General features: G+C 52.6%; 17 protein-coding genes, 3 tRNA genes and 1 other RNA gene. 10 read left to right on the top strand and 11 right to left on the bottom strand.

Annotated elements, in window-relative coordinates; translation table 11 throughout:
* The 5 genes from AC1MDE_RS09015 (at nucleotide 1) to AC1MDE_RS08995 (ending at nucleotide 2,545) form a co-directional block, all read left to right on the top strand.
* Nucleotides 1–77, top strand: a tRNA-Val gene (locus AC1MDE_RS09015).
* Between the two features lie 3 nt (nucleotides 78–80).
* A tRNA-Val gene (locus AC1MDE_RS09010) sits at nucleotides 81–157 on the top strand.
* A 12-nt stretch (nucleotides 158–169) separates the two neighbouring features.
* Nucleotides 170–246, top strand: a tRNA-Val gene (locus AC1MDE_RS09005).
* Nucleotides 247–590: 344 nt separating this feature from the next.
* Nucleotides 591–2,003 carry a pyruvate kinase PykF gene (gene pykF, locus AC1MDE_RS09000; protein WP_034821670.1) on the top strand — a complete coding sequence of 471 codons (1,413 nt, stop codon included), beginning with the start codon at nucleotides 591–593 and terminating at the stop codon, nucleotides 2,001–2,003.
* Nucleotides 2,004–2,308: 305 nt separating this feature from the next.
* Entirely contained in the window at nucleotides 2,309–2,545 is a 237-nt protein-coding gene (locus AC1MDE_RS08995; protein WP_007374746.1) for a major outer membrane lipoprotein, read from the top strand.
* Between the two features lie 69 nt (nucleotides 2,546–2,614).
* On the opposite strand, the gene AC1MDE_RS08990 is transcribed toward AC1MDE_RS08995, so the two are convergent.
* The 7 genes from AC1MDE_RS08990 to sufA form a co-directional block, all read right to left on the bottom strand.
* The gene (locus AC1MDE_RS08990) at nucleotides 2,615–3,652 is read right to left on the bottom strand and encodes a L,D-transpeptidase family protein (protein WP_058959750.1); all 1,038 of its coding nucleotides are present in this window, start codon (nucleotides 3,650–3,652) and stop codon (nucleotides 2,615–2,617) included.
* A gap of 61 nt (nucleotides 3,653–3,713) precedes the next feature.
* On the bottom strand, nucleotides 3,714–4,130 hold the full coding sequence (gene sufE / locus AC1MDE_RS08985) for a cysteine desulfuration protein SufE (protein ID WP_479398389.1): 417 nt from the start codon (nucleotides 4,128–4,130) through the stop codon (nucleotides 3,714–3,716).
* 20 nt (nucleotides 4,131–4,150) lie between these two features.
* Nucleotides 4,151–5,374 carry a cysteine desulfurase SufS gene (gene sufS / locus AC1MDE_RS08980; protein WP_480344489.1) on the bottom strand — a complete coding sequence of 408 codons (1,224 nt, stop codon included), beginning with the start codon at nucleotides 5,372–5,374 and terminating at the stop codon, nucleotides 4,151–4,153.
* Nucleotides 5,371–6,648, bottom strand: coding sequence for a Fe-S cluster assembly protein SufD (gene sufD / locus AC1MDE_RS08975; protein ID WP_038647308.1), 1,278 nt, complete (start codon nucleotides 6,646–6,648; stop codon nucleotides 5,371–5,373). Before sufD ends, sufS begins: the two co-directional genes overlap by 4 nt.
* Nucleotides 6,623–7,369, bottom strand: a complete 747-nt coding sequence (sufC, locus tag AC1MDE_RS08970; RefSeq protein ID WP_034821684.1) for a Fe-S cluster assembly ATPase SufC — start codon at nucleotides 7,367–7,369, stop codon at nucleotides 6,623–6,625. Before sufC ends, sufD begins: the two co-directional genes overlap by 26 nt.
* 39 nt (nucleotides 7,370–7,408) lie before the next feature.
* Entirely contained in the window at nucleotides 7,409–8,902 is a 1,494-nt protein-coding gene (sufB, locus tag AC1MDE_RS08965; protein ID WP_038647310.1) for a Fe-S cluster assembly protein SufB, read from the bottom strand.
* Between the two features lie 5 nt (nucleotides 8,903–8,907).
* The gene (gene sufA / locus AC1MDE_RS08960) at nucleotides 8,908–9,282 is read right to left on the bottom strand and encodes a Fe-S cluster assembly scaffold SufA (RefSeq protein ID WP_038647312.1); all 375 of its coding nucleotides are present in this window, start codon (nucleotides 9,280–9,282) and stop codon (nucleotides 8,908–8,910) included.
* 390 nt (nucleotides 9,283–9,672) lie between these two features.
* Between sufA and AC1MDE_RS08955 the strand changes: the two genes are divergently transcribed.
* On the top strand, nucleotides 9,673–10,077 hold the full coding sequence (locus AC1MDE_RS08955) for a hypothetical protein (protein ID WP_045813973.1): 405 nt from the start codon (nucleotides 9,673–9,675) through the stop codon (nucleotides 10,075–10,077).
* 30 nt (nucleotides 10,078–10,107) lie between these two features.
* On the opposite strand, the gene ydiJ is transcribed toward AC1MDE_RS08955, so the two are convergent.
* Nucleotides 10,108–13,161: a D-2-hydroxyglutarate dehydrogenase YdiJ gene (ydiJ, locus tag AC1MDE_RS08950; RefSeq protein ID WP_480344488.1), complete on the bottom strand. Its 3,054-nt coding sequence runs from the start codon at nucleotides 13,159–13,161 to the stop codon at nucleotides 10,108–10,110.
* A gap of 206 nt (nucleotides 13,162–13,367) precedes the next feature.
* Between ydiJ and ydiK the strand changes: the two genes are divergently transcribed.
* Both ydiK and rprA read left to right on the top strand, forming a co-directional pair.
* The gene (ydiK, locus tag AC1MDE_RS08945) at nucleotides 13,368–14,480 is read left to right on the top strand and encodes an AI-2E family transporter YdiK (RefSeq protein WP_034821692.1); all 1,113 of its coding nucleotides are present in this window, start codon (nucleotides 13,368–13,370) and stop codon (nucleotides 14,478–14,480) included.
* Between the two features lie 316 nt (nucleotides 14,481–14,796).
* Nucleotides 14,797–14,904, top strand: an RNA gene (rprA, locus tag AC1MDE_RS08940) — antisense sRNA RprA.
* Nucleotides 14,905–15,003: 99 nt separating this feature from the next.
* Here the strand turns inward: rprA and ppsA are convergent.
* Complete coding sequence (ppsA, locus tag AC1MDE_RS08935) at nucleotides 15,004–17,391, bottom strand: phosphoenolpyruvate synthase (protein ID WP_058959747.1); 2,388 nt, start codon at nucleotides 17,389–17,391, stop codon at nucleotides 15,004–15,006.
* A gap of 450 nt (nucleotides 17,392–17,841) precedes the next feature.
* On the opposite strand from ppsA, the gene ppsR reads away from it, so the two are divergent.
* Together ppsR and AC1MDE_RS08925 are read left to right on the top strand one after the other, a co-directional pair.
* A complete protein-coding gene (gene ppsR, locus AC1MDE_RS08930) occupies nucleotides 17,842–18,669 on the top strand; it encodes a posphoenolpyruvate synthetase regulatory kinase/phosphorylase PpsR (RefSeq protein WP_058959746.1) in 828 nt (275 codons plus the stop codon).
* A 148-nt stretch (nucleotides 18,670–18,817) separates the two neighbouring features.
* Nucleotides 18,818–19,864, top strand: coding sequence for a 3-deoxy-7-phosphoheptulonate synthase (locus tag AC1MDE_RS08925; protein ID WP_058959745.1), 1,047 nt, complete (start codon nucleotides 18,818–18,820; stop codon nucleotides 19,862–19,864).
* 5 nt (nucleotides 19,865–19,869) lie between these two features.
* Here AC1MDE_RS08925 and AC1MDE_RS08920 read toward each other — a convergent pair whose 3' ends face one another.
* Nucleotides 19,870–21,309: a protein adenylyltransferase SelO gene (locus tag AC1MDE_RS08920; RefSeq protein ID WP_479400956.1), complete on the bottom strand. Its 1,440-nt coding sequence runs from the start codon at nucleotides 21,307–21,309 to the stop codon at nucleotides 19,870–19,872.
* Between the two features lie 97 nt (nucleotides 21,310–21,406).
* Complete coding sequence (locus AC1MDE_RS08915; protein WP_097119291.1) at nucleotides 21,407–22,150, bottom strand: EAL domain-containing protein; 744 nt, start codon at nucleotides 22,148–22,150, stop codon at nucleotides 21,407–21,409.
* Nucleotides 22,151–22,454 lie beyond the last annotated feature (304 nt).

Raw genomic sequence — 22,454 nt, 5'->3', positions numbered from 1 at the left:
GCGCTCTTAGCTCAGTTGGTTAGAGCACCACCTTGACATGGTGGGGGTCGATGGTTCGAGTCCATTAGAGCGCACCAAGTGCGTCCGTAGCTCAGTTGGTTAGAGCACCACCTTGACATGGTGGGGGTCGGTGGTTCGAGTCCACTCGGACGCACCAAATTTCTAAAATGCGCTCTTAGCTCAGTTGGTTAGAGCACCACCTTGACATGGTGGGGGTCGATGGTTCGAGTCCATTAGAGCGCACCACTCTTTGTTTTCTCTCTCTTTGCGCAACACCCTTTTTCTTGATCTGCATCGTTTTCTCTCTCAGCTTTTATATTGGTTTTCGCATACTTAGCGTCTATACTATGCCGCGTTGTCCACCTGAAAGGTTTCAGCGCTAACGTGCCTATGCCAACAACTCAAATGATTTGCGCAACATTGCTCTGCCAGTTCCCTCGCGTACTGCATAACTTCTCTGCACGCTTAGCCTCTGTCACCTATTCTTACTCCTGTACGATCCAAACCAACACCATACACATTTTCACTTCGCTGCCAAACGCCGCGAATCCCGACCTCTATCATCCATCACAACTTACAGAAAACCTGACATGAAAAAGACCAAGATTGTTTGTACTATCGGTCCGAAAACCGAATCTGAAGAGATGCTGACTCAACTGCTGGAAGCGGGCATGAACGTCATGCGCCTGAACTTCTCACACGGGGATTATGCCGAACATGGTCAGCGCATCACCAACATGCGTGCCGTCATGGAAAAAACCGGTCGTCAGGCCGCGATTCTGCTGGACACCAAAGGTCCTGAAATTCGTACCATGAAACTGGAAGGCGGCAACGATGTTTCATTGAAAGCCGGCCAGACTTTCACTTTCACCACCGATCAGTCAGTGATTGGTAACAGCGAACGTGTTGCTGTGACCTATGCAGGCTTCACCGAAGACCTTAAAATCGGCAACACCGTGTTGGTCGATGATGGCCTGATTGGTATGCAGGTTACTGAAGTGACAGAAAACACGGTCGTCTGTAATGTGCTGAACAACGGTGACCTCGGTGAAAACAAAGGCGTTAACCTGCCAGGTGTTTCTATCCAGTTGCCAGCGCTGGCTGAAAAAGACAAACGTGACCTGATCTTCGGTTGCGAGCAAGGCGTTGATTTCGTCGCGGCTTCCTTTATCCGTAAACGTTCGGATGTACTGGAGATTCGCGAGCACCTGAAAGCCCACGGTGGCGAGCATATCCAGATCATCTCTAAAATCGAAAACCAGGAAGGCCTGAACAACTTCGACGAGATTCTGGAAGCGTCTGACGGCATCATGGTTGCGCGTGGTGACCTGGGCGTTGAGATCCCGGTTGAAGAAGTGATCTTCGCGCAGAAGATGATGATCAAGAAATGTAACAAAGCACGCAAAGTGGTCATTACCGCGACGCAGATGCTGGATTCAATGATCAAGAACCCGCGCCCTACCCGCGCGGAAGCAGGCGATGTGGCGAACGCCATCCTTGATGGTACTGATGCGGTTATGCTGTCGGGTGAAAGTGCTAAGGGTCGTTACCCGCTGGAATCTGTGACCATCATGGCAACCATCTGTGAGCGTACCGACCGCGTGATGAAATCTCGCATTGGCGAGCTGCAGGATTCACGCAAACTGCGCATCACCGAAGCGGTTTGCCGTGGCGCAGTGGAAACAGCAGAAAAGCTGGAAGCCCCAGTGATTGTGGTGGCGACCGAAGGCGGTAAGTCTGCTAAAGCGATTCGTAAATACTTCCCGGATGCCACCATTCTGGCGCTGACCACCAATGCGACCACCGCACGTCAGCTGATTCTGAGCAAAGGTGTGGAGACGCGTCTGGTGACTGAAATTGCCTCAACGGATGATTTCTACCGTATTGGCAAGGAAATGGCGCTGGAAAGTGGCTATGCACAGAAAGGCGACGTTGTGGTGATGGTATCAGGTGCACTGGTTCCAAGTGGCACGACCAACACCGCTTCAGTCCACGTACTCTGATTTTTGCCTGAAGTTTTATTTAAAAGCGCCTTTTCGGGGCGCTTTTTTTATTCTTGCGCTAATACAAAATCCAGATTTTTCCAATCGATAATAACTATTCAATATCCCGCACAATTAAGGTTAGTCCGATTAAATCTCTCTGTTTTAGCTAAATATTTTCATCATCTTCTGCGAAACGCTGCTTCTTTGAGCGAACGATCAAATTTAAGCATGTTCTCATCAAAAATTTATTCTCAACTCAAAAAGCTTTGTGTAATACTTGTAACGCTACATGGAGATTAACTCAATTCTAGAGGGTATTAATAATGAATCGTACTAAACTGGTACTGGGCGCGGTAATTCTGGGTTCAACTCTGCTGGCTGGTTGCTCAAGCAACGCTAAAATCGACCAGCTGTCTTCAGACGTTCAGACTCTGAACGCTAAAGTTGACCAGCTGAGCAACGACGTGAACGCAATCCGTTCTGACGTTCAGGCTGCTAAAGATGACGCGGCTCGCGCTAACCAGCGTCTGGACAACCAGGCTCACTCTTACCGTAAGTAAGAGTTCTGGTTTGAAAAATGGTGCCCATGTGGCACCATTTTTTTTGTCCTGATTTTGGTCCTTCCTGAATCAGGGTTTAGCGCCACTCTCACCCATTGCCTGGCTAATGGTCGCTTGTCCTGCCCCAGCGCCACTCTGCTGTGTTTGCAGCACATCCGGCAACACCGTGTCCTGCGTGACGGGTTCGCCGCTGCTCACCAGTACAGGCATCCCTGAACGACGCGCCATCGCCTCTTTGATCAGTGCGGTATCACTCTTCTGACTATTGATAAATGCCTTAGATTTCGCAGTCAACGCAATTGGCATGGTTTGCGGATCGTCCTTCTCATTGCGCGACAACGGCTGATGCACCTCAACGTAACGCTTGCCATCCGGTTCCACCGCATACTTGATCGGCTCGTTAACGATCTGCACCCTCGTTCCCTTTGGCACGCTGTTGAACAGCGCTTCGATATCATCCGGACGCAAACGAATACAGCCTGAGCTCACGCGCATCCCAATACCGAAATCAGCGTTGGTGCCATGGATCAGATACTGGCCGGTACCGCGCGCCAGACGCATCGCAAACAGGCCCATCGGGTTGTCTGGCCCTGCCGGAACGACACCCGGTAAGGTGATGCCCTCTTTCGCGTAGCGTTTGCGGATATTGACGGTAGGCGTCCAGGTGGGATTGGGGATTTTCTGGCTGATGCTGGTGACCATGCTCGGTGTTGCTGCGCCCAACTGGCCAATACCGATTGGATACACCACCACGCGATTCTCCCCTTTCGGATAGTAATACAGACGCAGTTCAGCAAGGTTGATGACGATACCTTCACGGGGTGCATCAGGCAGCAGCATTTGTAATGGAACCGTCAGTTGCGTCCCCGCTTTGGGCAGCCAGGGATCGACGCCAGGATTGGCCTCCAGCATGCCGAGCATCCCAATCTTATAATGCGCTGCGATGCTCTCTAAGGGCCGTTTGTCGTCAGGGACAGTGGTCAGGGTATTCTCGCCAATTAAACGGCTGTTATCGGCTGGCAGGGGATATTCCGTTGCAAATGCAGGTGCAGAAAGTCCGAAGCAGGACAACAGCAATGCACCGGCTAAACGTAACGCTGGTTTCATGCAATTTTCTCTTTGTCGGATGGAACAGACCCCGGTCATGCCGGGGTCTGGAGAGTGTAACTTAGCTGAGGCTTTGAGCGTTATGACGGATCGCGCGAATCATCGCTTCCAATCCTTGAGAACGTGTAGGAGTGAGGTGTTGAGTCAACTCTAATTCTGCGAACCAATGACCGACATCCAGCGCGAGAATCTCCTGCGCTTGCAAGCCCTGATAGAGGCTAAATACTACCGCAATCAAACCTTTAACAATGGCGGCATCACTGTCGCCTTCAAAGGCGATGGTGCCATCAGCTTGTGGGGTCATGCGGATCCACACCTGACTCTGACAACCCGAAATCACATACTCTGACTGCTGTAAGCTTTCAGAGGATTCTGGTAATTTCGCACCGAGTTCAATGATGTAGAGATACTTCTCTTCCCAGTTTGCGCAACGGTTAAAGTTGCGCACCAGCTTCTCTTTTTCTGGCAAATTCGCCATGGATAACTCCTGAAATCTGCTCAACCGCCCAGCAGACGATGAATACGCGTCAAACCTGCTGCCAGGCGATCGGCTTCTTCTTCACTGTTATACAGCGCAAATGAGGCACGACACATTGCGGGCACCGCATAGTGGCGCATCAGAGGCATAGCGCAATGATGTCCGGTGCGGATGGCAATGCCGTATTGATCGAGGAAACTCCCGACGTCAAAGGCATGATGCTTACCAAGGTTGAATGCCACCACGCCACTGCGTTGTGCCGGACCATAGATAATCAGGTCGGGTACCGACGCGAGCTTATCTAATGCGTAACGCATCAGAGAGGTCTCACGTTCGTTGATGACATCCAATCCCAGCTCACTGATCCAGTTCAGCGCCGCGCCTAAGCCGATGATGCCACCGGTATTCGGTGTGCCGGCTTCAAAACGCCACGGGGCAGTGTTCCAGGTGGTGCCGGTTGGCAGCATCACCCGATCGATCATTGAACCGCCGCCTTCCCAGGGAGGCATGATCTCCTGTAGCGCTTTACGCGCATACAACACGCCGATACCGGTCGGGCCATAAATTTTATGGCCAGAGAAGACGTAGAAATCGCAATCGATATCCTGCACATCCACTTTGTGATGCATCACCGCCTGCGCACCGTCCACCAGCGTGACAACACCCGCGGCTTTCGCCTGCGCCACGATGGCTTTCACCGGATTGACTGTACCGAGGACGTTAGAAACGTGCGTCACTGCCAGCAGGCGCGTGCGGCTATCAATCAGCCCGCTCAGCTGCTCAACAGCCAGTTCGCCCTGCTCGTTAAGCGGCAGAACGCGAATTTCAGCCCCGGTGCGCTGCGCCACCATCTGCCACGGCACGATATTAGCGTGGTGCTCCATCTCCGTGATGATGATGTTATCGCCCGATTGCAGCTGACTGCCGCCCCAGCTGTTGGCTACCAGATTGATGCCTTCAGTGGTGCCTTTAACGAAGATAATCTCTTCTGGCGATGCCGCATTGAGAAAACGCGAGGCTTGGGTGCGCACGTTTTCCATATCGGTGGTGGCTTGCGCACTGAGCGAGTGAATGCCACGGTGCACGGCTGCATAGCCGTGCTGGTAAAAATAACTTTCCGCATTGATGACCGCGAGCGGGCGCTGAGCGCTGGCCGCGCTATCAAGGTAGGCCAGCGGATGTCCGTTGACCTCACGTTTCAGAATCGGAAATTCCGCTCTGATTCGTTCGAGATCGAAAGTCATAACTCAACTCCAGGGAAACGCGCACTAATGCGTTCCAGCACCAGCTGGCGCAGCGGTTCTTCTTCCAGCAGTTCGGTCAATTCAGCCGCGAACGCATGGATAATCATCTGCTGTGCGGCATCTTCAGGGATACCACGCGAGCGCAGATAGAACATCTGCTCATCGTCGATACGGCCGATGGTCGCACCATGGCTACACTTCACGTCATCCGCATAGATTTCCAGCTGCGGCTTGGTATCCACTTCCGCCAGGCGACCGAGCAACAGGTTGTTGTTGGTCATCTGTCCGTCGGTTTTCAGTGCATGCTTCGCCACTTTAATGTGACCGTTGAAAATCGAACGGCCTTTATCGCGCGAGATGGTTTTGTGCAGCTGACGACTCAGGCAGTAGCCTTTGTTGTGTTCAAGATAGCTGCGGGTATCCGCCACTTCTGCGTTGATCGGCAGCACCAGACTGTTCAGTGACAGCTGGGTGTTTTCACCGTTGAGCTGCACGCTGGTGTTGTGACGAGACAAGCCAGCACCCAGCAGGAAGCTGGTGCTGCTGACCTGTGCATCACGACCAATGACGATGTCATTGTGTGCAAAGTGATAGCTACTGCTCTCTTCGAACGCCAGCTTGATGTGTTTCAGCTGAGCATTGTCGGCGACAGCAAAGGTAAAGCGTGCACCGGTAAAGTGGGCCGCACCGTTCAGCGTCACGTAATGCTCAATCACTTCAGCTTCGGCGCTCTGCTCCAGCTCAAGATGATGGCGGTGATGAACGGTGTTCAGCGCATCGGCTTTGCCGCTGGTGATGTGCAGTAAATACAGCGGACGTGCCGCCGATTTGCCGCGCGCCAGACGAATGGAAGTCACTTCTTCCGCCAGGCTTTCGGTGAGATGCAGGAACACTTCTGGCTGCACCGCAGCCGGCAAGGGGCGGCGTTCAGCCGCACGGCTGTGCTGCACGTCAAACAGATCGGTGTCGCGCGCGCTCAGCTCAGGCTGGAAGCGGCCATCAACAAACACCAGACGCACCGCATCCACCGGTAGCGCCAGCTCAGCAACCTGTTCCGCCGTCACGGTCTGCGCTTCTGGCAACACGAACTGGTTGGCGAACAGGCCATCCAGCGCGGTGTATTTCCAGTTTTCATGCTTACGGGTCGGCAAGCCGACACGCATTAATTGCTGCCAGTGCTGCTGTGCCTGCAGAGAACGCACCTCACCGCGCGATTCAAACAGGTGATGCCACTGTTGCAGGGCGTTATCACTCTTCGTCGGTAAGCCAGCCATAGCCTTGCTCCTCCAGCTGTTTAACCAGCGAGAAATCGCCAGACTTAACGATTTTGCCCTGATACAGCACGTGCACGTGATCTGGCTTGATGTAATCCAGGATACGCTGGTAGTGGGTCACGATAATGAATGAACGCTTACCGTCACGCAGGCTGTTAACGCCTTCAGCGACGATTTTCAGCGCATCGATATCCAGACCGGAGTCGGTTTCATCCAGGATGCACAGTTCTGGCTCAAGAGCAGCCATCTGCAGAATGTCGTTACGCTTCTTCTCACCACCGGAGAAGCCGACGTTCACTGAACGGGTCAGCAGATCTTCAGGCATCTTCAGCAGTTTAATTTTGTCTTCGATGAAGTCCTGGAAATCAAAACGGTCCAGCTCTTCCTGTTCACGGTATTTACGCACCGCATTCACAGAGGTCTGCAGGAAGAATTGGTTGCTGACGCCCGGAATTTCGACCGGGTACTGGAACGCCATGAAGATGCCTTCGCCCGCGCGCTCTTCTGGCTCCAGCTCAAGCAGGTCTTTGCCATGGAAGCTGACAGAACCACCGGTCACTTCGTAATCTTCACGACCTGCCAGCGTTGCAGACAGGGTACTTTTACCTGAGCCGTTAGGGCCCATGATGGCGTGGACTTCGCCTGGTTTCACTTCAAGGTTCAGACCGCGCAAAATCTCTTTGTCTTCAACGCTAACCTGTAAATCTTTAATGCTTAACATACTCTTTCCTTCACATTGCTTCCGGCAACGCGTGTGGCATCAGCCCACACTGTGCTCAAGGCTGATAGCCAACAGTTTTTGCGCTTCCACGGCGAATTCCAGTGGCAGCTCGGAGAAAACGTCTTTGCAGAAGCCGTTGACGATCATTGAGATCGCATCTTCTTCGCTAATGCCGCGCTGCAGGCAGTAGAACATCTGGTCTTCACCAATACGCGAGGTCGTGGCTTCATGTTCCAGCTGTGCCGTGTTGTTGCGCGTTTCCACATATGGGAAGGTGTGCGCACCGCATTCGGCACCAATCAGCATCGAGTCACACTGGGTGAAGTTACGCGCGTTGGTCGCGGTTGGCATGATTTTCACCAGACCACGATAGGTGTTCTCACTCTTACCGGCAGAGATCCCTTTCGAGATGATGGTCGACTTGGTGTTCTTACCAATGTGGATCATCTTGGTGCCGGTATCCGCCTGCTGACGGCCGCTGGTCAGCGCCACGGAGTAGAACTCACCCACGGAATAGTCACCGCGCAAAATGCAGCTTGGGTATTTCCAGGTGATGGCTGAACCGGTCTCAGACTGCGTCCAGGACATCTTGCTGTGGTCGCCTTCACACAGCGCACGCTTGGTCACGAAGTTGAGGATACCGCCCTCGCCTTCACCGCCCGGGAACCAGTTCTGTACGGTGGAGTATTTCACCTCGGCATTTTTGTGGATGATCACCTCAACCACTGCGGCGTGCAGCTGGTAGGTGTCACGCACCGGGGCTGAGCAGCCTTCGATATAGCTGACATAGCTGTCTTCATCGGCGATCAGAATGGTACGTTCGAACTGACCGGTTTTCGCCGCGTTGATACGGAAATAAGTCGACAGCTCCATCGGGCAACGCACGCCTTTAGGGATGTAGACAAAAGTCCCGTCTGAGGCCACTGCAGAGTTCAATGCCGCGAAGAAGTTATCGTTGTGGGGAACCACAGTACCGAGATACTTCTGCACCAGCTCTGGATGATCGTGAATCGCTTCGCCGAATGAGCAGAAGATAATGCCTTGCTCAGCCAGTTTGTCACGGTAGGTGGTGGAAACGGATACGGAGTCAAAAATCGCATCAACTGCGACTTCACGTCCTTCACGTACCGGAACACCCAACTGATTGAAAGCGTCTTCCACTTCTTTGGTCAGGTAATCGCTTGACGCGACGCTGCCAGAGGTTTGCTTCGCACCCGGTTCAGACGCGCAGCTATCATCACAGTTGCCGCAAGACGGCGCGGAATAGTAGCTGTAGTCCTGATAATCGAGTGAGGCGTAGTTAGCTTTCAACCAGTGTGGCTCTTCCATCTCTAACCAGGCACGGAAAGCCTTGAGGCGGAATTCCAGCATCCACTCAGGTTCGTTACGTTTGGCCGAAATAGCACGCACCACATCTTCATTGATGCCGTGTGCCAATTCGTCGGTTTGCAACTGGGTAAAGAAGCCTTCTTTATAATTCAGGCTACCTTCCCACGTTTGTACATCGTCAGATGCTTCGCTGTGTCGTGACATTTTACTTACTCGACGCCAAAGCTCTCACCGCACCCGCAGGCGTGCTGAGCTTTAGGGTTGTTGAATTTAAAAATCTGGTTCAGGCCTTCACGGACATAATCCAGTTCGGTACCGTCAACAAACGGCATAGCCTGAAGAGGCACAAATAATTTTGCGCCGAATTGCTCAAACGTCAGGTCGTCATCGGCTGGCTCTTTTGTCAGATCCATAACGTACCCAAAACCGGCACAGCCGGACTGCTTCACACCCAATCTAAGGCCCTTAACTTCAGGATCCGCCTCAACCAGGTTAAGAATCTGTTTCGCTGCCGATTCGGTCAGCGTAAGCCCTTTCCAGACGAAATCGTCGGGTGAAAAGGAAGCTGCATTTACTGATGACATAGTGCTACCTCGTAAGTCTGGGCCTTTTCAGGCTATCCCCCTATGGTAGTGATATCAGATACCACTTCAACCTCTTGTTTTGCAGGGATAATCATCTCGTGCTGTTTTTTACTGTTGCTTTATTAAGCATAGTCTCTTCAATCGAGCTTGTGAGCGGCATTCCCGTGCGCGCCACACCCGCGTAACCCGTTAAAATGACGTAAAATTTAGAAATTCAACTTTACGACATCGTCATGATTGATAGGTTACGCCTTTCTTCAATGTAAAGAGATTGTTATTGCCGATTTTAGTAACAGGCAAAGGAAATTAATAAAATTTCATTGCGGGAATTGCATTCCTGACGCGGTTGAATATGATAATGATTATCATTAACCCATTTAAGGTAGCGACATGACGCTTACCGTCTCAGCCTGGTTACAACACAAAATCGATGAATATAAGTTTTCAGTGCGTGATATCACCGTCGACTTCTACATGGCTCAGGCTAAGCTCAACCGCACCGATTGTACTATTGACCAACTGCGTCGCTTTAACGACACCTGTCTCGACATGGCAGAAATCTGCGAGCTTAACGGCGACGACCAAAGCTATCTGCATGCCATGGGCAAGCTCCATCACCGCTTAGTGCAGGAGATGGGCAATGCCGATCGCGACCGTTTATTCCGTATTCAGGCCTATCAACTGGCGCGCCTGTCGTTGACTCGCTTGTGTCATCAACTGGCGCTCAGCGGCGAGTGGGATAAAGCCACCAGCCTGCAGAGTGATTTCGTCCGTCACGCAGGCTGGATATTCTAATCCAGCTTTGTGACGACTCCTACAATTTGTTTACATCATTTCCAGTAATGCCTGCAGCGGATGGCGAATGCCATTGCCCTCGGCGCGTTTAACCTGGCTGCGACACGAGAAACCTGTCGCCAGACAACGCTGACGTGGCAGTTTCTGTAACTGCGGATGCCATGAGAGTTCGTAGATGCCGAGCGAATTTTCGAGGTTCTTGCTCTCATGTCCGTACGTCCCCGCCATACCGCAACACCCGACGTTGACGTTCTCCAGCTTCGCACCGAAACGCGCAAAGATGTCCTGCCACTGATTCGGCGATGAGGGCAGCGCAGTGACTTCAGTGCAGTGTGCAAACAGATACCAGGCCTCGCCGCTGGCAGTCTGCACCGCGCGCGCATCCAGGGCTTGCTGCAACCATTCGTGGACCAGTTGCACCTTGAACTCACCGCGCTGCTCACCCAGCACTTCCTGATATTCATCGCGATAACACAGTACCGTTGCGGGATCGACCCCAACCATCGGCATTCCCAATTGGGCGACACGATTAAGAAACTCGGCGGTTTTGCCGGCAGTGCGCGCAAAGCGCTGCAGGAAGCCTTTCACATGTTGTGCTTTGCCATTGGGTGAGAAGGGTAACAGCACCGGGCGGTAACCCAGCTTCTCAATCAATTTGACGAAATCGGTCACCAGCTGCGCTTCGTAATAGCTGGTGAACGGATCCTGCACCACCAGTACACAGTTTTCACGCTGCGCCATATCCATCGCTTCCAGCTGTTCCAGCGTCAGGCTCATCGCCGGGTGCCCACCGAGCTGCTGTTTTAGGCTTGGAGATGAAAGCAATGGCAGATCGACCATACCAATGTGGGTTTTACTCAGATCGCGCACCCACGGCTGCTTCAGGAAGAAGTTGAACACCTTTGGCGCTTTGGCCATCAAAGGCGCATAACTCTCTACCGTTGCCACCAGATGATCGCTCATCGGACGCAAATAGCGCGTGTGATAAAGCTGCAGGAAGCGCGAGCGGAAGCCCGGTACATCAATCTTAATCGGGCACTGCGTCGAACAGGCTTTGCAGGCTAAACAGCCTGACATTGCTTCTTTCACTTCATGAGAAAAGTCATACTCGCCCTGCTTCGCGTGCCAGGAGTTACGCGTGCGTTGGATCAGGGTGCGCAGGCTGGCACCCTGTTTCGGCAGCGCCTGTTCCAGCTGCGAGGGATCAACGCCCTGCTCTGACAGCAAACGCAACCATTCACGCGTTAGCGTCGCGCGTCCTTTCGGCGAATGGATACGGTTGCGGGTAATCTTCATCGACGGGCACATCGGGCTGCGCGCATCAAAGTTGAAGCATAAGCCGTTGCCGTTGCACTCCATGGCACCGCGCCAGTCAGTGCGCACCGTGACCGGAATCTGACGATCGTAAGTGCCGCGTTTCACCGCATCCACCTGCATCATCGGCTCGTTGCTGCCCAGCGGGGTGCAAATCTTGCCAGGGTTCAGGCGATTATCAGGATCGAAGGCGGCTTTAATTGCGCGCAGTTCGTTGAACAGCGTCTCGCCAAAAAATTCCGGGCTGTACTGCGCGCGGAATCCTTTACCGTGTTCACCCCACAGTAATCCGCCGTAGCGTGCGGTCAGCGCCACCACCTCGTCGGAGATTTGCTTCATCAGCATCTCTTGCTGCGGATCGCACATGTCGAGCGCAGGACGGACGTGCAGCACACCGGCGTCCACATGGCCAAACATGCCGTAACTCAGGCCATGGCTATCGAGCAAGGCGCGGAAATCGACGATGTAATCCGCCAGTTGTTCTGGCGGAACTGCCGTGTCTTCCACAAACGGAATCGGCTTCGCGCGCCCTTTGGCGTTACCCAGCAAGCCCACCGCTTTTTTGCGCATATTATAGATGCGCTCGATACCGCCTAAGTCATTACACAGTTGATAGCCGATCACACCGCCCTGCTGCTGCGCCATCAGCTCATCCAGTCGACCGCACAGGCTGTTGACCTGCTGTTCAATCAATTCGCCATCATCACCGGCAAATTCAACAATATTCAGGCCGAGCATTTCCTTGTCCGGCACATCGGTAATAAGCTCTTTTACCGAATGCCAGACAATATCCTCACGTGCCAGATTCAACACTTTAGAGTCCACGGTTTCCACTGACAGCGCTTTGGCTTCCACCATGAAAGGGGCATTACGCAGTGCAGAGTCAAAGGAGTCGTACTTGATGTTCACCAGACGACGCACTTTCGGGATCGGCGTGATGTCCAGACGCGCTTCCGTAATAAAGGCCAGCGTCCCTTCTGCACCGCATAACAAACGCGTCAGATCGAAGGTTTGCATGTCATCGCTGAAAACATGACGCAAGTCATAACCGGTCAGGAAGCGGTTAAGCTTAGGGAATTTATCCAGAATCAGCTCACGCTGATCACGACAGCGATTCAGCACCTGATGATAGATACGCCCTTCGGCTGTCGGTGTTGTTGCTAATTGCTCAGCCAGTTCGGTGGGCATCGCGCGGGTATCCAGGATATCGCCGCCGAGCAGAACCGCCCGCAATCCCTCCACGTGATCCGAGGTTTTACCATACACCAGCGAACCCTGCCCGGATGCATCGGTATTGATCATGCCGCCTAAGGTAGCGCGATTACTGGTGGAGAGCTCCGGCGAGAAGAAGAATCCATAAGGCTTCAACCAGGCATTGAGCTGATCTTTCACCACGCCCGCTTCCACACGCACCCAGCCCTGTTCAGGATTGATTTCAAGGATGCGATTCATGTAGCGCGACATGTCGACCACAATGCCCTGATTGAGTGACTGACCGTTGGTACCCGTTCCGCCGCCGCGTGGGGTAAACACCAGGCTGTTAAAGCGCGTTTCGCCCGCCAAACGAGCGATTAACGCCACGTCCGCCGTCGAACGCGGAAACAGCGCGGCATCGGGTAACAGCTGATAAATGCTGTTATCGGTAGAAAGCGAGAGACGATCGGCATAACTGGTGGCGACATCGCCGGTAAAGCCTTGTTCTTTTAATGACTGCAGGAATGTCAGCACCAGTTGAACGAGGCCTGGCGCCTGGGAAATCTGTGGGATCATTATTGCGTGACCGAGATGTTGTAAACGTTTGCGTGGTTATTTTTTTCAATCACTGGTTTTATCATATTTTTTTAATGGCTGCTGTTTTTTCAGGAAAGACCTCCGCGACACCTGCTTTTTTCTGTTTAATTTTCAGGAAATAGCTCATCATTGATCAGGGCCCACGCGGTCCACCACGAAGGATTAATTGAGGTCAAAACGTTGTGATGAAAAGCCTGCAACGCGGTATGGATCTACCGCAACTGCTGTTCTCGTTGATGTTCATTCTCATCATGATCATCGCCTGCCTGTGGGTGGTTCAGCCCTTTATCCTAGGGTTTGCCTGGGCCAGCATGGTGGTGATTGCGACCTGGCCATTAATGATCCGTTTGCAGCATTTGCTGTGGGGACGACGATCGCTGGCGGTGATCGCCATGACCATTCTGTTACTGCTGCTGTTTATTATTCCCATTGCCCTGCTGGTGAGTAGCCTGATCGACAACAGCGCGCCGGTGATTGCCTGGGCCACGCAACGTCATCTGGTTTTCCCGGATTTTGTCTGGCTGCGCGAAATTCCGTATGTCGGCAACAAAACCTACTCCAGCTATCACAAAATGGTCGATGGCGGCGGTACGGCGATTCTGAATCAACTGCAGCCTTATATTGGTCGCACCACCGGCTTCTTTGTGGCGCAGGCCGGCCACTTTGGCCGCTTTATGATCCACCTCGCTGTGATGCTGCTGTTTAGCGTGTTGCTTTACTGGCGCGGTGAGCAGGTCGGCCACGGCATTCGTCACTTCGCTTATCGTATGGGCGGACGTCGCGGCGATGCTGCGGTGCTGCTGGCTGGGCAAGCGATTCGTGCCGTGGCGCTGGGTGTGGTGGTGACGGCGCTTGTGCAGGGTGTGCTGGGCGGTATTGGCCTGGCGATTTCCGGCATCCCTTATGCCACCTTGCTCACCGTGCTAATGATTCTGACGTGCCTGGTGCAGTTGGGGCCCTTGGTGGTGCTGGTACCGGCTATCATCTGGCTCTACTGGAGTGGCGATACTACCTGGGGCACGATACTGTTGGTATGGAGTTGCGTGGTCGGCACGCTCGATAGCGTATTGCGTCCGATGCTGATTCGTATGGGCGCGGATTTGCCGATGATTCTGATCCTTTCCGGCGTTATCGGGGGATTGATCGCCTTTGGCATGATTGGACTGTTTATTGGCCCGGTGGTGCTAGCGGTATCTTATCGTTTGGTTTCCGTGTGGATGCATGAAGCGCCTGCCCCGGATGATGACCCGCAAACGGCCATCGAAGCTCTTGCCGAACACGAGGAAGAGCAACCTTAAAGCTGACCCTTTCCGCGAGCGGTGCAAATAAATGCACCGCCTTCTTCTCCCACTTCTGATTTGCCTTACCTACCGCGCTGAAAGCAACTTAATCGCTGTCACATAATTGCCTACACCACCCTTTATTTTTCATAAGCGATTTTTAAGAAAAAACGCAGATTTAGGCGCTTTAGGTGGATTTCGCCAACGGAATGATTATTTTTCGAACTGAATCATCAGGCGCAACCGTTAAAAAAGCTCAGAAAAGATTATCAGCTTTAAACTAATAAGAGGATTCTTAAAGACGCCAGCAAGCCTGATGAATAACATGAATCCTATGTTTGAGATCAAACCACTGATTTTTAAACAACCTTTTTCCCCTGAGTAAAGTGAAGAATTGCTGTGTGTAGTCTTTGCCCATCCCCTGTGATGGGCTTTTTTTTTGTACTTTTTATGGATAAAAAAAAGGCCAGCAGCGCTGGCCTTAATGATTTCATCAAGGACGCTTCAGATTTACCCCGAACGCGCCCTAATTGATGTCTGATTACTGCTTAGCAGCATCCAATTCCGCCAGATTTAACCAGGTTTGCACCACGGTATCTGGGTTCAATGACAGGCTATCAATACCCTGCTCCATCAACCACGCAGCGAAGTCTTCATGATCTGAAGGACCCTGGCCACAAATTCCAACATATTTGCCTTGTTTCTTGGCGGCCTGAATCGACATCGACAGCAGCGCCTTCACCGCTTCGTTGCGCTCATCAAACAGTGCAGACACCACGCCAGAATCGCGGTCCAGACCCAACGCCAGCTGTGTCATGTCGTTCGAACCGATAGAGAAGCCGTCGAAATACTGCAGGAACTGTTCAGCCAGCAAGGCGTTTGATGGGATTTCACACATCATGATTACCTTCAAGCCGTTCTCACCGCGCTTCAGACCCTGCTTACCGAGTTCTTCCACCACGGCCGCCGCCTGGTCAACGGTACGCACAAACGGAATCATAATCTCGACGTTAGTCAGACCCATTTCGTTACGCACACGTTTCACGGCTTCACACTCCAGCGCGAAGCAGTCGCGGAAGCTGTCTGCCACATAGCGCCCCGCGCCACGGAAGCCCAGCATCGGGTTCTCTTCTTCTGGCTCGTAACGCTCGCCGCCCACCAGATTGGCGTATTCGTTCGATTTAAAATCAGAGAGACGCACAATCACGCGCTTCGGCGCAAAGGCCGCGCCCAGGGTGGCGATGCCTTCGGTCAGGCGCGCAATGTAAAACTCAACCGGATCATCGAAGCCCTTCATCATTTGACGAATCTGCTGCTGCAATTCTGGCGTCTGCTGGTCAAACTCCAGCAGCGCTTTCGGGTGCACACCGATCATACGGTTGATGATGAACTCCAGACGCGCCAGACCAACACCTTCATTTGGCAGACAGGCGAAGTCAAAGGCGCGATCCGGGTTACCGACGTTCATCATGATTTTCAGTGGCAGGTCCGGCATAGTATCCACTTGCGAACTGGTCACTTCAAAGTCCAGCAGATCCTGATACACATAACCGGTGTCGCCTTCAGCACAGGAAACGGTCACCTTATGTCCATCTTTCAGGTAATCGGTGGCATCGCCACAGCCAACGACGGCAGGAATGCCCAGCTCACGTGCGATGATCGCCGCATGGCAGGTACGGCCACCACGGTTAGTCACAATCGCGGAGGCCTTCTTCATGATCGGTTCCCAATCCGGGTCGGTCATGTCGGTGACCAGCACGTCACCTTTCTCGATGCGATGCATTTCGCTGATGTCATGAATCACTTTCACTTCACCCGCGCCAATGCGATGGCCGATGGCACGGCCTTCGACCAGCACCTTGCCTTTCCCTTGCAGGTTATAGCGCTCCATCACCTGACCGTTAGAGCGCACGGTTTCCGGACGCGCCTGCACAATGAACAATTTGCCGGTGTGACCATCTTTCGCCCACTCGATATCCATTGGGCGCTTGTAGTGCTGCTCAATCAACACCGCCTGGCGCGCCAGATCCTGCACTTCGTCATCGGTCAGGCTAAAGCGGTCACGCTGCTCCTGATCGACATCTTCAATGCGCACCTGCTCACCGTGCTCCTGAGAATCGGCATACACCATGCGGATCTTTTTGGAACCCATAGTGCGACGCACGATGGCCGGGCGATTGGCTGCCAGTGTGGGTTTGTGCACGTAGAATTCATCCGGGTTCACCGCACCTTGCACCACCATCTCACCAAGACCGAACGCCGAGGTGATAAAGACCACCTGGTCGAAACCGGATTCGGTATCAATGGTAAACATTACGCCAGAAGACGCGAGATCGGATCGCACCATGCGCTGAATACCCGCTGACAGGGCAACGCCACGATGGTCGTAGCCCTGGTGCACGCGGTAAGAGATCGCACGATCGTTAAATAAAGAAGCGTACACGTGCTTCACGGCCACCAGCACCGCATCAAAGCCCTGCACGTTAAGGAAGGTCTCCTGTTGCCCCGCGAACGAGGCATCGGGCATGTCCTCAGCGGTGGCGGATGAGCGCACCGCAAAGGAAGCGTCGGCATCATCAGAGGAGAGTTGCTCATAGGCAGTACGAATCGCCTCTTCCAGCTCAGGCAGGAATGGCGTGTCCACGACCCATTGACGAATTTGTTTACCGGCCTTAGCCAGCTCTTCAACATCATCAATATCCGTTTTGTCCAGCAAATCATAAATGCGCTGGTTCAGTCCGCTTTGATCGAGAAACAGATTAAAGGCGTAAGATGTCGTGGCATAGCCGTTAGGCACGGAGACGCCCAGTGACGACAAGTTAGTAATCATTTCTCCCAGGGAAGCATTCTTGCCCCCCACCCGATCAACATCATGCATGCCAAGCTGGTTGTACCAGAGCACTAGCGACTGTTGGTCTTGATTGGACATTGAGATTATCCTTCATTTAAATGATTGGAGCACATGGAACATTTTGCTATTCGCCAAAACAGCCTGGCACAATCAATAAATAAAGACTAAGTGTTGAATCGTTAAAGCAGAAAAAGAAACGCAAATTCGGACTAGTTCCCGCTGGCATCAAAGTTGCGCAACTGTCTTATTTAACGCCGACACATTGCCGCAACGATATTTTTCCCCTTTTCAGAGGGTTAGCCATTGCTTTTTGTTGCGCAACAGATTCAGACTTTATTTTTACCTTGTGATAAAAATTGCGGGGAAATAGCCGTTTTCAAAACAGCATTTCATCTAATATTGTTCATCACAAAAATAAAATTCCAGCAGAAAGCACTCACGATATGGATATTTCATTTTATTTTTAATTAAAATGAAACATCGGCAATGACATTGTTACGCAAAAGTAAATAAGAGGGGATTTCGCCTATGAGCACTGAGCGCAGTGTGTTCTACATTTCAGACGGTACCGCCATTACCGCGGAGGTATTGGGGCATGCCGTGCTGTCGCAATTCCCCGTGAATATCAACAGCGTGACCCTGCCCTTTGTTGAGAATGTTCAGCGAGCTCAGGCGGTGAAGGCGCAGATTAACGCGCTGTATCAGCAAAGCGGCGTACGTCCGATTGTGTTCTTTTCCATCGTCACCCCGGATGTGCGCGAAATCATTCTGGAAAGCGAAGGATTTTGCCAGGACATCGTGCAGGCGTTAGTGGGTCCGCTGCAAAGTGAGCTTGGCGTATCTTCAATGCCAGTGGCGCATCGAACCCATGGTCTGACGGCGAGCAATCTCGGCAAATATGATGCGCGTATTGCCGCGATTGATTACACCCTGGCGCACGATGATGGTATCTCACTGCGTGGTCTGGAGGATGCACAGGTCATTTTGCTCGGCGTCTCTCGCTGTGGCAAAACACCCACCAGCCTCTATCTGGCGATGCAGTTTGGTGTGCGTGCGGCAAACTATCCCTTTATCGCCGATGACATGGATAACCTGAAATTGCCGCCGGCGTTACGCGCCCATCAACATAAGCTGTTTGGATTAACCATCGATCCTGAACGTCTGGCGGCGATTCGGCAGGAGCGTGCAGAAAATACCCGTTATGCCTCGATGCGCCAGTGCCGCCTGGAAGTGGGGGAAGTGGAAGCGCTCTTCCGCACGCATCAGATTCGTTACCTTAACAGTACCAACTATTCGGTAGAGGAGATTGCCACCAAAATCCTCGACATTATGGGTCTGCGTCGCAGCATGTATTGATCTGTACGCCAGGCCGTAAAGCCTGGCTTCCGTCTTGTTTCGCTCACCTTTCTCTTTAGCGGGTTGAATTCGCGGCCTATTGGTTTATTGTGACCACCATCACTTCCCGGTATTTCACCGTTGCGAAGAACAGATTTTGAGAATCTCAATGAACAAGACTGATGAACTGCGTACCGCGCGCATCGGCAGCCTGCAAACGCCCGCTGTGCTTGCGCAAGAACACCCCATTTCACCGGAGGTGGCGGCCACCGTCACCGCTGCGCGCCAGCGTATTGCACGCATTTTGACCGGTGAAGATCCACGCCTGTTGGTGATTATCGGCCCGTGCTCGCTACACGACCCTAAAGCTGCGCTGGACTATGCCGAACGCCTCAACGTGTTACGCGAACGTTACCAGGATCGTCTGGAAATCGTGATGCGCGCTTACTTCGAAAAACCGCGCACGGTGGTCGGCTGGAAAGGATTGATCTCAGATCCGGATCTGGATGGCAGTTTCGACGTTAATCGCGGCATCGCCATTGCTCGTAAACTGTTGCTGGATATCAACGCCACCGGTATGCCGACCGCCACCGAGTTCCTTGATATGGTGATCGGCCAGTTTATTGCCGACCTGATCAGCTGGGGCGCCATTGGTGCACGCACCACGGAGAGTCAGATTCACCGTGAAATGGCATCGGCGCTGTCGTGCCCGGTCGGATTCAAAAACGGTACAGACGGCAATGTGCAAATCGCAGTGGATGCGATTCGCGCGTCACGCGTCAGTCATATGTTCCTGTCTCCGGATAAACACGGTCAAATGACGATTTACCAGACCAGCGGCAATCCGCATGGTCATGTGATTCTGCGCGGTGGCCGTCAACCTAACTACCACGCCGAAGATGTCGCGGCCGCGGCCGCAAACCTGCGTGACTTTAATTTGCCGGAACAGCTGATCATCGACTTCAGTCATGGTAACTGCCTGAAACAGCATCGTCGCCAGCGCGATGTTGCGGATGATGTGGCAGCACAAATTCGTGCGGGATCACGTGCGGTGGCGGGTGTGATGATTGAGAGTTTCCTGCAGGAAGGTAATCAGAAAGTGGTGAGCGGCGAGCCGTTAAACTACGGTCAGTCCATTACCGATCCCTGCCTGAGCTGGGAAGATAGCGCCGAAGTGCTGGAGAAACTGGCTGCCGCGGTCGACAGCCGTTTTTAATCACCTTAGCTGGAGCAACTCACCTCCAGCGTTTTGCCCCACTCTGGCGGCCGTTGGCGTAACTCTGCACTGACGGCCGCATCATCAAATGGCTGTTGTAAAGCCAAATGGAGCCGCTCCAGCGCCGCCTTCTCACCCTGCTCGACTTCTTCAATCACCTGCTGTGCCAGATAATTGCGCAACACCAGCGCAGGGTTGGCCGCTTTCATCACCTGCTGGCGTTGCTCATCTGTTGCCTCATCCTGCAGCAGACGCTGGCGATAGCCGTCGTACCAGTGGTCAAACGCCTCGCGGTCGATAAATTCATCACGCAGCGGCGAACGCTGTTGATGCTGCTGCGTCTCACTCAGTAAGCGAAAGGTCAACGTGTAATCGCTTCGCTCTTGTGTCATCAGCGACAGCAGTTGCGTCAGAATCGCGTTGTCATTGGCATCAGCGGTCAGAAGGCCCAGTTTAGCGCGCATCTTCTCACCCCAGACCCGCATCAGTTCCGTTTCATAATGGCTGAGCGCCTGTTTTAACTGATCCGTGCTCATCAACCCTGACAATGCATGCGCCAGACGATTGAGGTTCCACAAACCAATCATCGGCTGATTCTCAAAGGAATAACGCCCCTGATAATCGCTGTGATTGCAGATGAATCCGGGTTGGTAATCATCAAGGAAGCCATAGGGACCATAATCCAGCGTCAGTCCGAGGATCGACATGTTGTCGGTGTTCATCACGCCATGCGCAAAGCCTACGCTCTGCCAGTGGGCGATCAGGCTGGCAGTGCGTTTCACGATATCGGTAAACCACAGCACATAGCGGTCAGCGTCATCGCTTAACTCTGACCAGTGATGATGAATGGCGTAATCTGCCAGTTGCCGGACCTTATCCTGCTCGCCGCCATAGTAAAAATGTTCAAAGTGACCAAAACGCAGATGACTCTCAGCGATGCGCATCAGCATTGCCCCGCGTTCCTGCGTTTCACGCAGCACTGGCTCATCGCCAATCGCCAGAGCCAGCGCGCGAGTGGTGGGAATCCCCAAATGGTGCAACGCTTCCGAAGCCAGGAACTCACGCACGCTGGAACGAATCACCGCCCGGCCATCACCCATACGCGAATAGGGTGTCAATCCCGCCCCTTTCAAATGCCAGTCGAGTTTACGTCCGTTCGTCAGTTGCTGTTCACCCAGCAGAATGCCCCGCCCGTCGCCCAGTTGGCCGGCCCACACACCAAATTGATGTCCGCTGTAAACCTGCGCCAGCGGGGCCATACCTGGCAATAGCTCACGACCACTCCAGACGCCGTGCCCCTGCCCAGTGAAGAGCCCGGCATCCAGTTCCATTTCTGCCGCCAGCGGCGCGTTATGATAGAACAGACGCCCGCCTTCCAACGGCGTTGGCATCAGCGCCGTATAGCATCCCGGCAGCTCTTGCTGCCAGCTATTAATAAATTGCATCACCACTCCAGAAGGTGCACACAAAAAGCACCAACAGTGAGTTTAAAGAATAGGGTTCAGTGTAACGCTGGGCGTCAGCGGATGACAGTTGAAAGGACTACTGCTGTGAAGGGGTGTGCGAAGTCACATCAGGATAAATAAGATCACCTAACCGTTCCGCTTTGACAACCGGGAACAAATTGCCTTGTAGTTGAGCTCCGCTCAGCGTGCTGACTTTCTCCAGCATGAGGTTATCGTCAACACCACATATTATGAGCTGATCGGCATAATCTGAGAAATTATCGATGACCGTTTGGATAAATGGTGTAAAAGATGCACGTTTAGCCAGGCCTTGTATAAAGGTTTTATCCAGTTTCAGTACACTAAAGAGATTATCGTAAACTGCGGTTGCAGGTGCTTTACCCGCACCAAATTGGGAAAGTGATAAACGGAATTCCTGCTGTAATGTTGCCAGAAGTGGCTGCGCTTTTCCGCGCGCTAATTGCGGAAACGTTTCGCTAATATCGAGAATAATAAAAGGAAGTTGTTTAAATTTCCTTAACAGAAATTCACTTTCAAGCAGCGTTAACGCCATCGAATCATCAATACGAACCAAAGCGGTAATTTGATGTAGCTCAAAAAAGTCACGGTACTTTTCCAGTAAAGAAAGCTGGCTCTGCATTAACCGTAATTGCTGCGCATCGTCTAATTGCGGCAACAGCAAATCCTGCGGCAGCGTAATAGGTGCGCTGTCGTGGACGAATTGCGTCACCAGCTCGACCGCAGTCAGCTGGCCCGCCAGTGTGTAAACTGGATAGAACCAGGTTTCCGACTGATAGTCGGCAGATAAATGGACTTTCATTTTAGCAGCCAGAAGCAGTGGCAATTGGCGCATCGTATATCAATGAAAACGGTCAGGCAATAGGACCAAACGTTAGAAGAGACGCAATTTTGTGCCTGATTAAACCGTTTTAAGCCATAAATAAAACTTAAGCCAAATAGCCGAGGGGGTTGTCCATACTCATTAAATAAATTCAGTCTTATTTTTAGTATTTATGCGAGCACAGGTAAAGTGCCATTTTAAATGAGAGTTAAATTTGAGGGGAATTCAATAATAAACCGGCTGAAAAACCATGAAGAGAATAGGTCATTCAGCACTGGTATGG

The organism is Pantoea folii, assembly GCF_056678875.1.
The sequence above is the reverse complement of the archived record's forward strand: the minus strand, read 5'-3'. Positions and strand labels throughout refer to the sequence as shown.

Excerpts from the sequence above, each read along its gene's own strand:
- AC1MDE_RS08990 (WP_058959750.1), bottom strand. The coding sequence starts at position 3,652 with ATGAAACCAGCGTTACGTTTAGCCGGTGCATTGCTGTTGTCCTGCTTC.
- AC1MDE_RS08925 (WP_058959745.1), top strand. The coding sequence starts at position 18,818 with ATGAACAAGACTGATGAACTGCGTACCGCGCGCATCGGCAGCCTGCAA.
- AC1MDE_RS08920 (WP_479400956.1), bottom strand. The coding sequence starts at position 21,309 with ATGCAATTTATTAATAGCTGGCAGCAAGAGCTGCCGGGATGCTATACG.
- sufS (WP_480344489.1), bottom strand. The coding sequence starts at position 5,374 with ATGACTTTCGATCTCGAACGAATCAGAGCGGAATTTCCGATTCTGAAA.
- pykF (WP_034821670.1), top strand. The coding sequence starts at position 591 with ATGAAAAAGACCAAGATTGTTTGTACTATCGGTCCGAAAACCGAATCT.
- sufD (WP_038647308.1), bottom strand. The coding sequence starts at position 6,648 with ATGGCTGGCTTACCGACGAAGAGTGATAACGCCCTGCAACAGTGGCAT.
- ppsR (WP_058959746.1), top strand. The coding sequence starts at position 17,842 with ATGAGCACTGAGCGCAGTGTGTTCTACATTTCAGACGGTACCGCCATT.
- sufA (WP_038647312.1), bottom strand. The coding sequence starts at position 9,282 with ATGTCATCAGTAAATGCAGCTTCCTTTTCACCCGACGATTTCGTCTGG.
- AC1MDE_RS08995 (WP_007374746.1), top strand. The coding sequence starts at position 2,309 with ATGAATCGTACTAAACTGGTACTGGGCGCGGTAATTCTGGGTTCAACT.
- AC1MDE_RS08955 (WP_045813973.1), top strand. The coding sequence starts at position 9,673 with ATGACGCTTACCGTCTCAGCCTGGTTACAACACAAAATCGATGAATAT.
- ppsA (WP_058959747.1), bottom strand. The coding sequence starts at position 17,391 with ATGTCCAATCAAGACCAACAGTCGCTAGTGCTCTGGTACAACCAGCTT.
- AC1MDE_RS08915 (WP_097119291.1), bottom strand. The coding sequence starts at position 22,150 with ATGAAAGTCCATTTATCTGCCGACTATCAGTCGGAAACCTGGTTCTAT.
- ydiK (WP_034821692.1), top strand. The coding sequence starts at position 13,368 with ATGAAAAGCCTGCAACGCGGTATGGATCTACCGCAACTGCTGTTCTCG.
- ydiJ (WP_480344488.1), bottom strand. The coding sequence starts at position 13,161 with ATGATCCCACAGATTTCCCAGGCGCCAGGCCTCGTTCAACTGGTGCTG.
- sufE (WP_479398389.1), bottom strand. The coding sequence starts at position 4,130 with ATGGCGAATTTGCCAGAAAAAGAGAAGCTGGTGCGCAACTTTAACCGT.
- sufC (WP_034821684.1), bottom strand. The coding sequence starts at position 7,369 with ATGTTAAGCATTAAAGATTTACAGGTTAGCGTTGAAGACAAAGAGATT.
- sufB (WP_038647310.1), bottom strand. The coding sequence starts at position 8,902 with ATGTCACGACACAGCGAAGCATCTGACGATGTACAAACGTGGGAAGGT.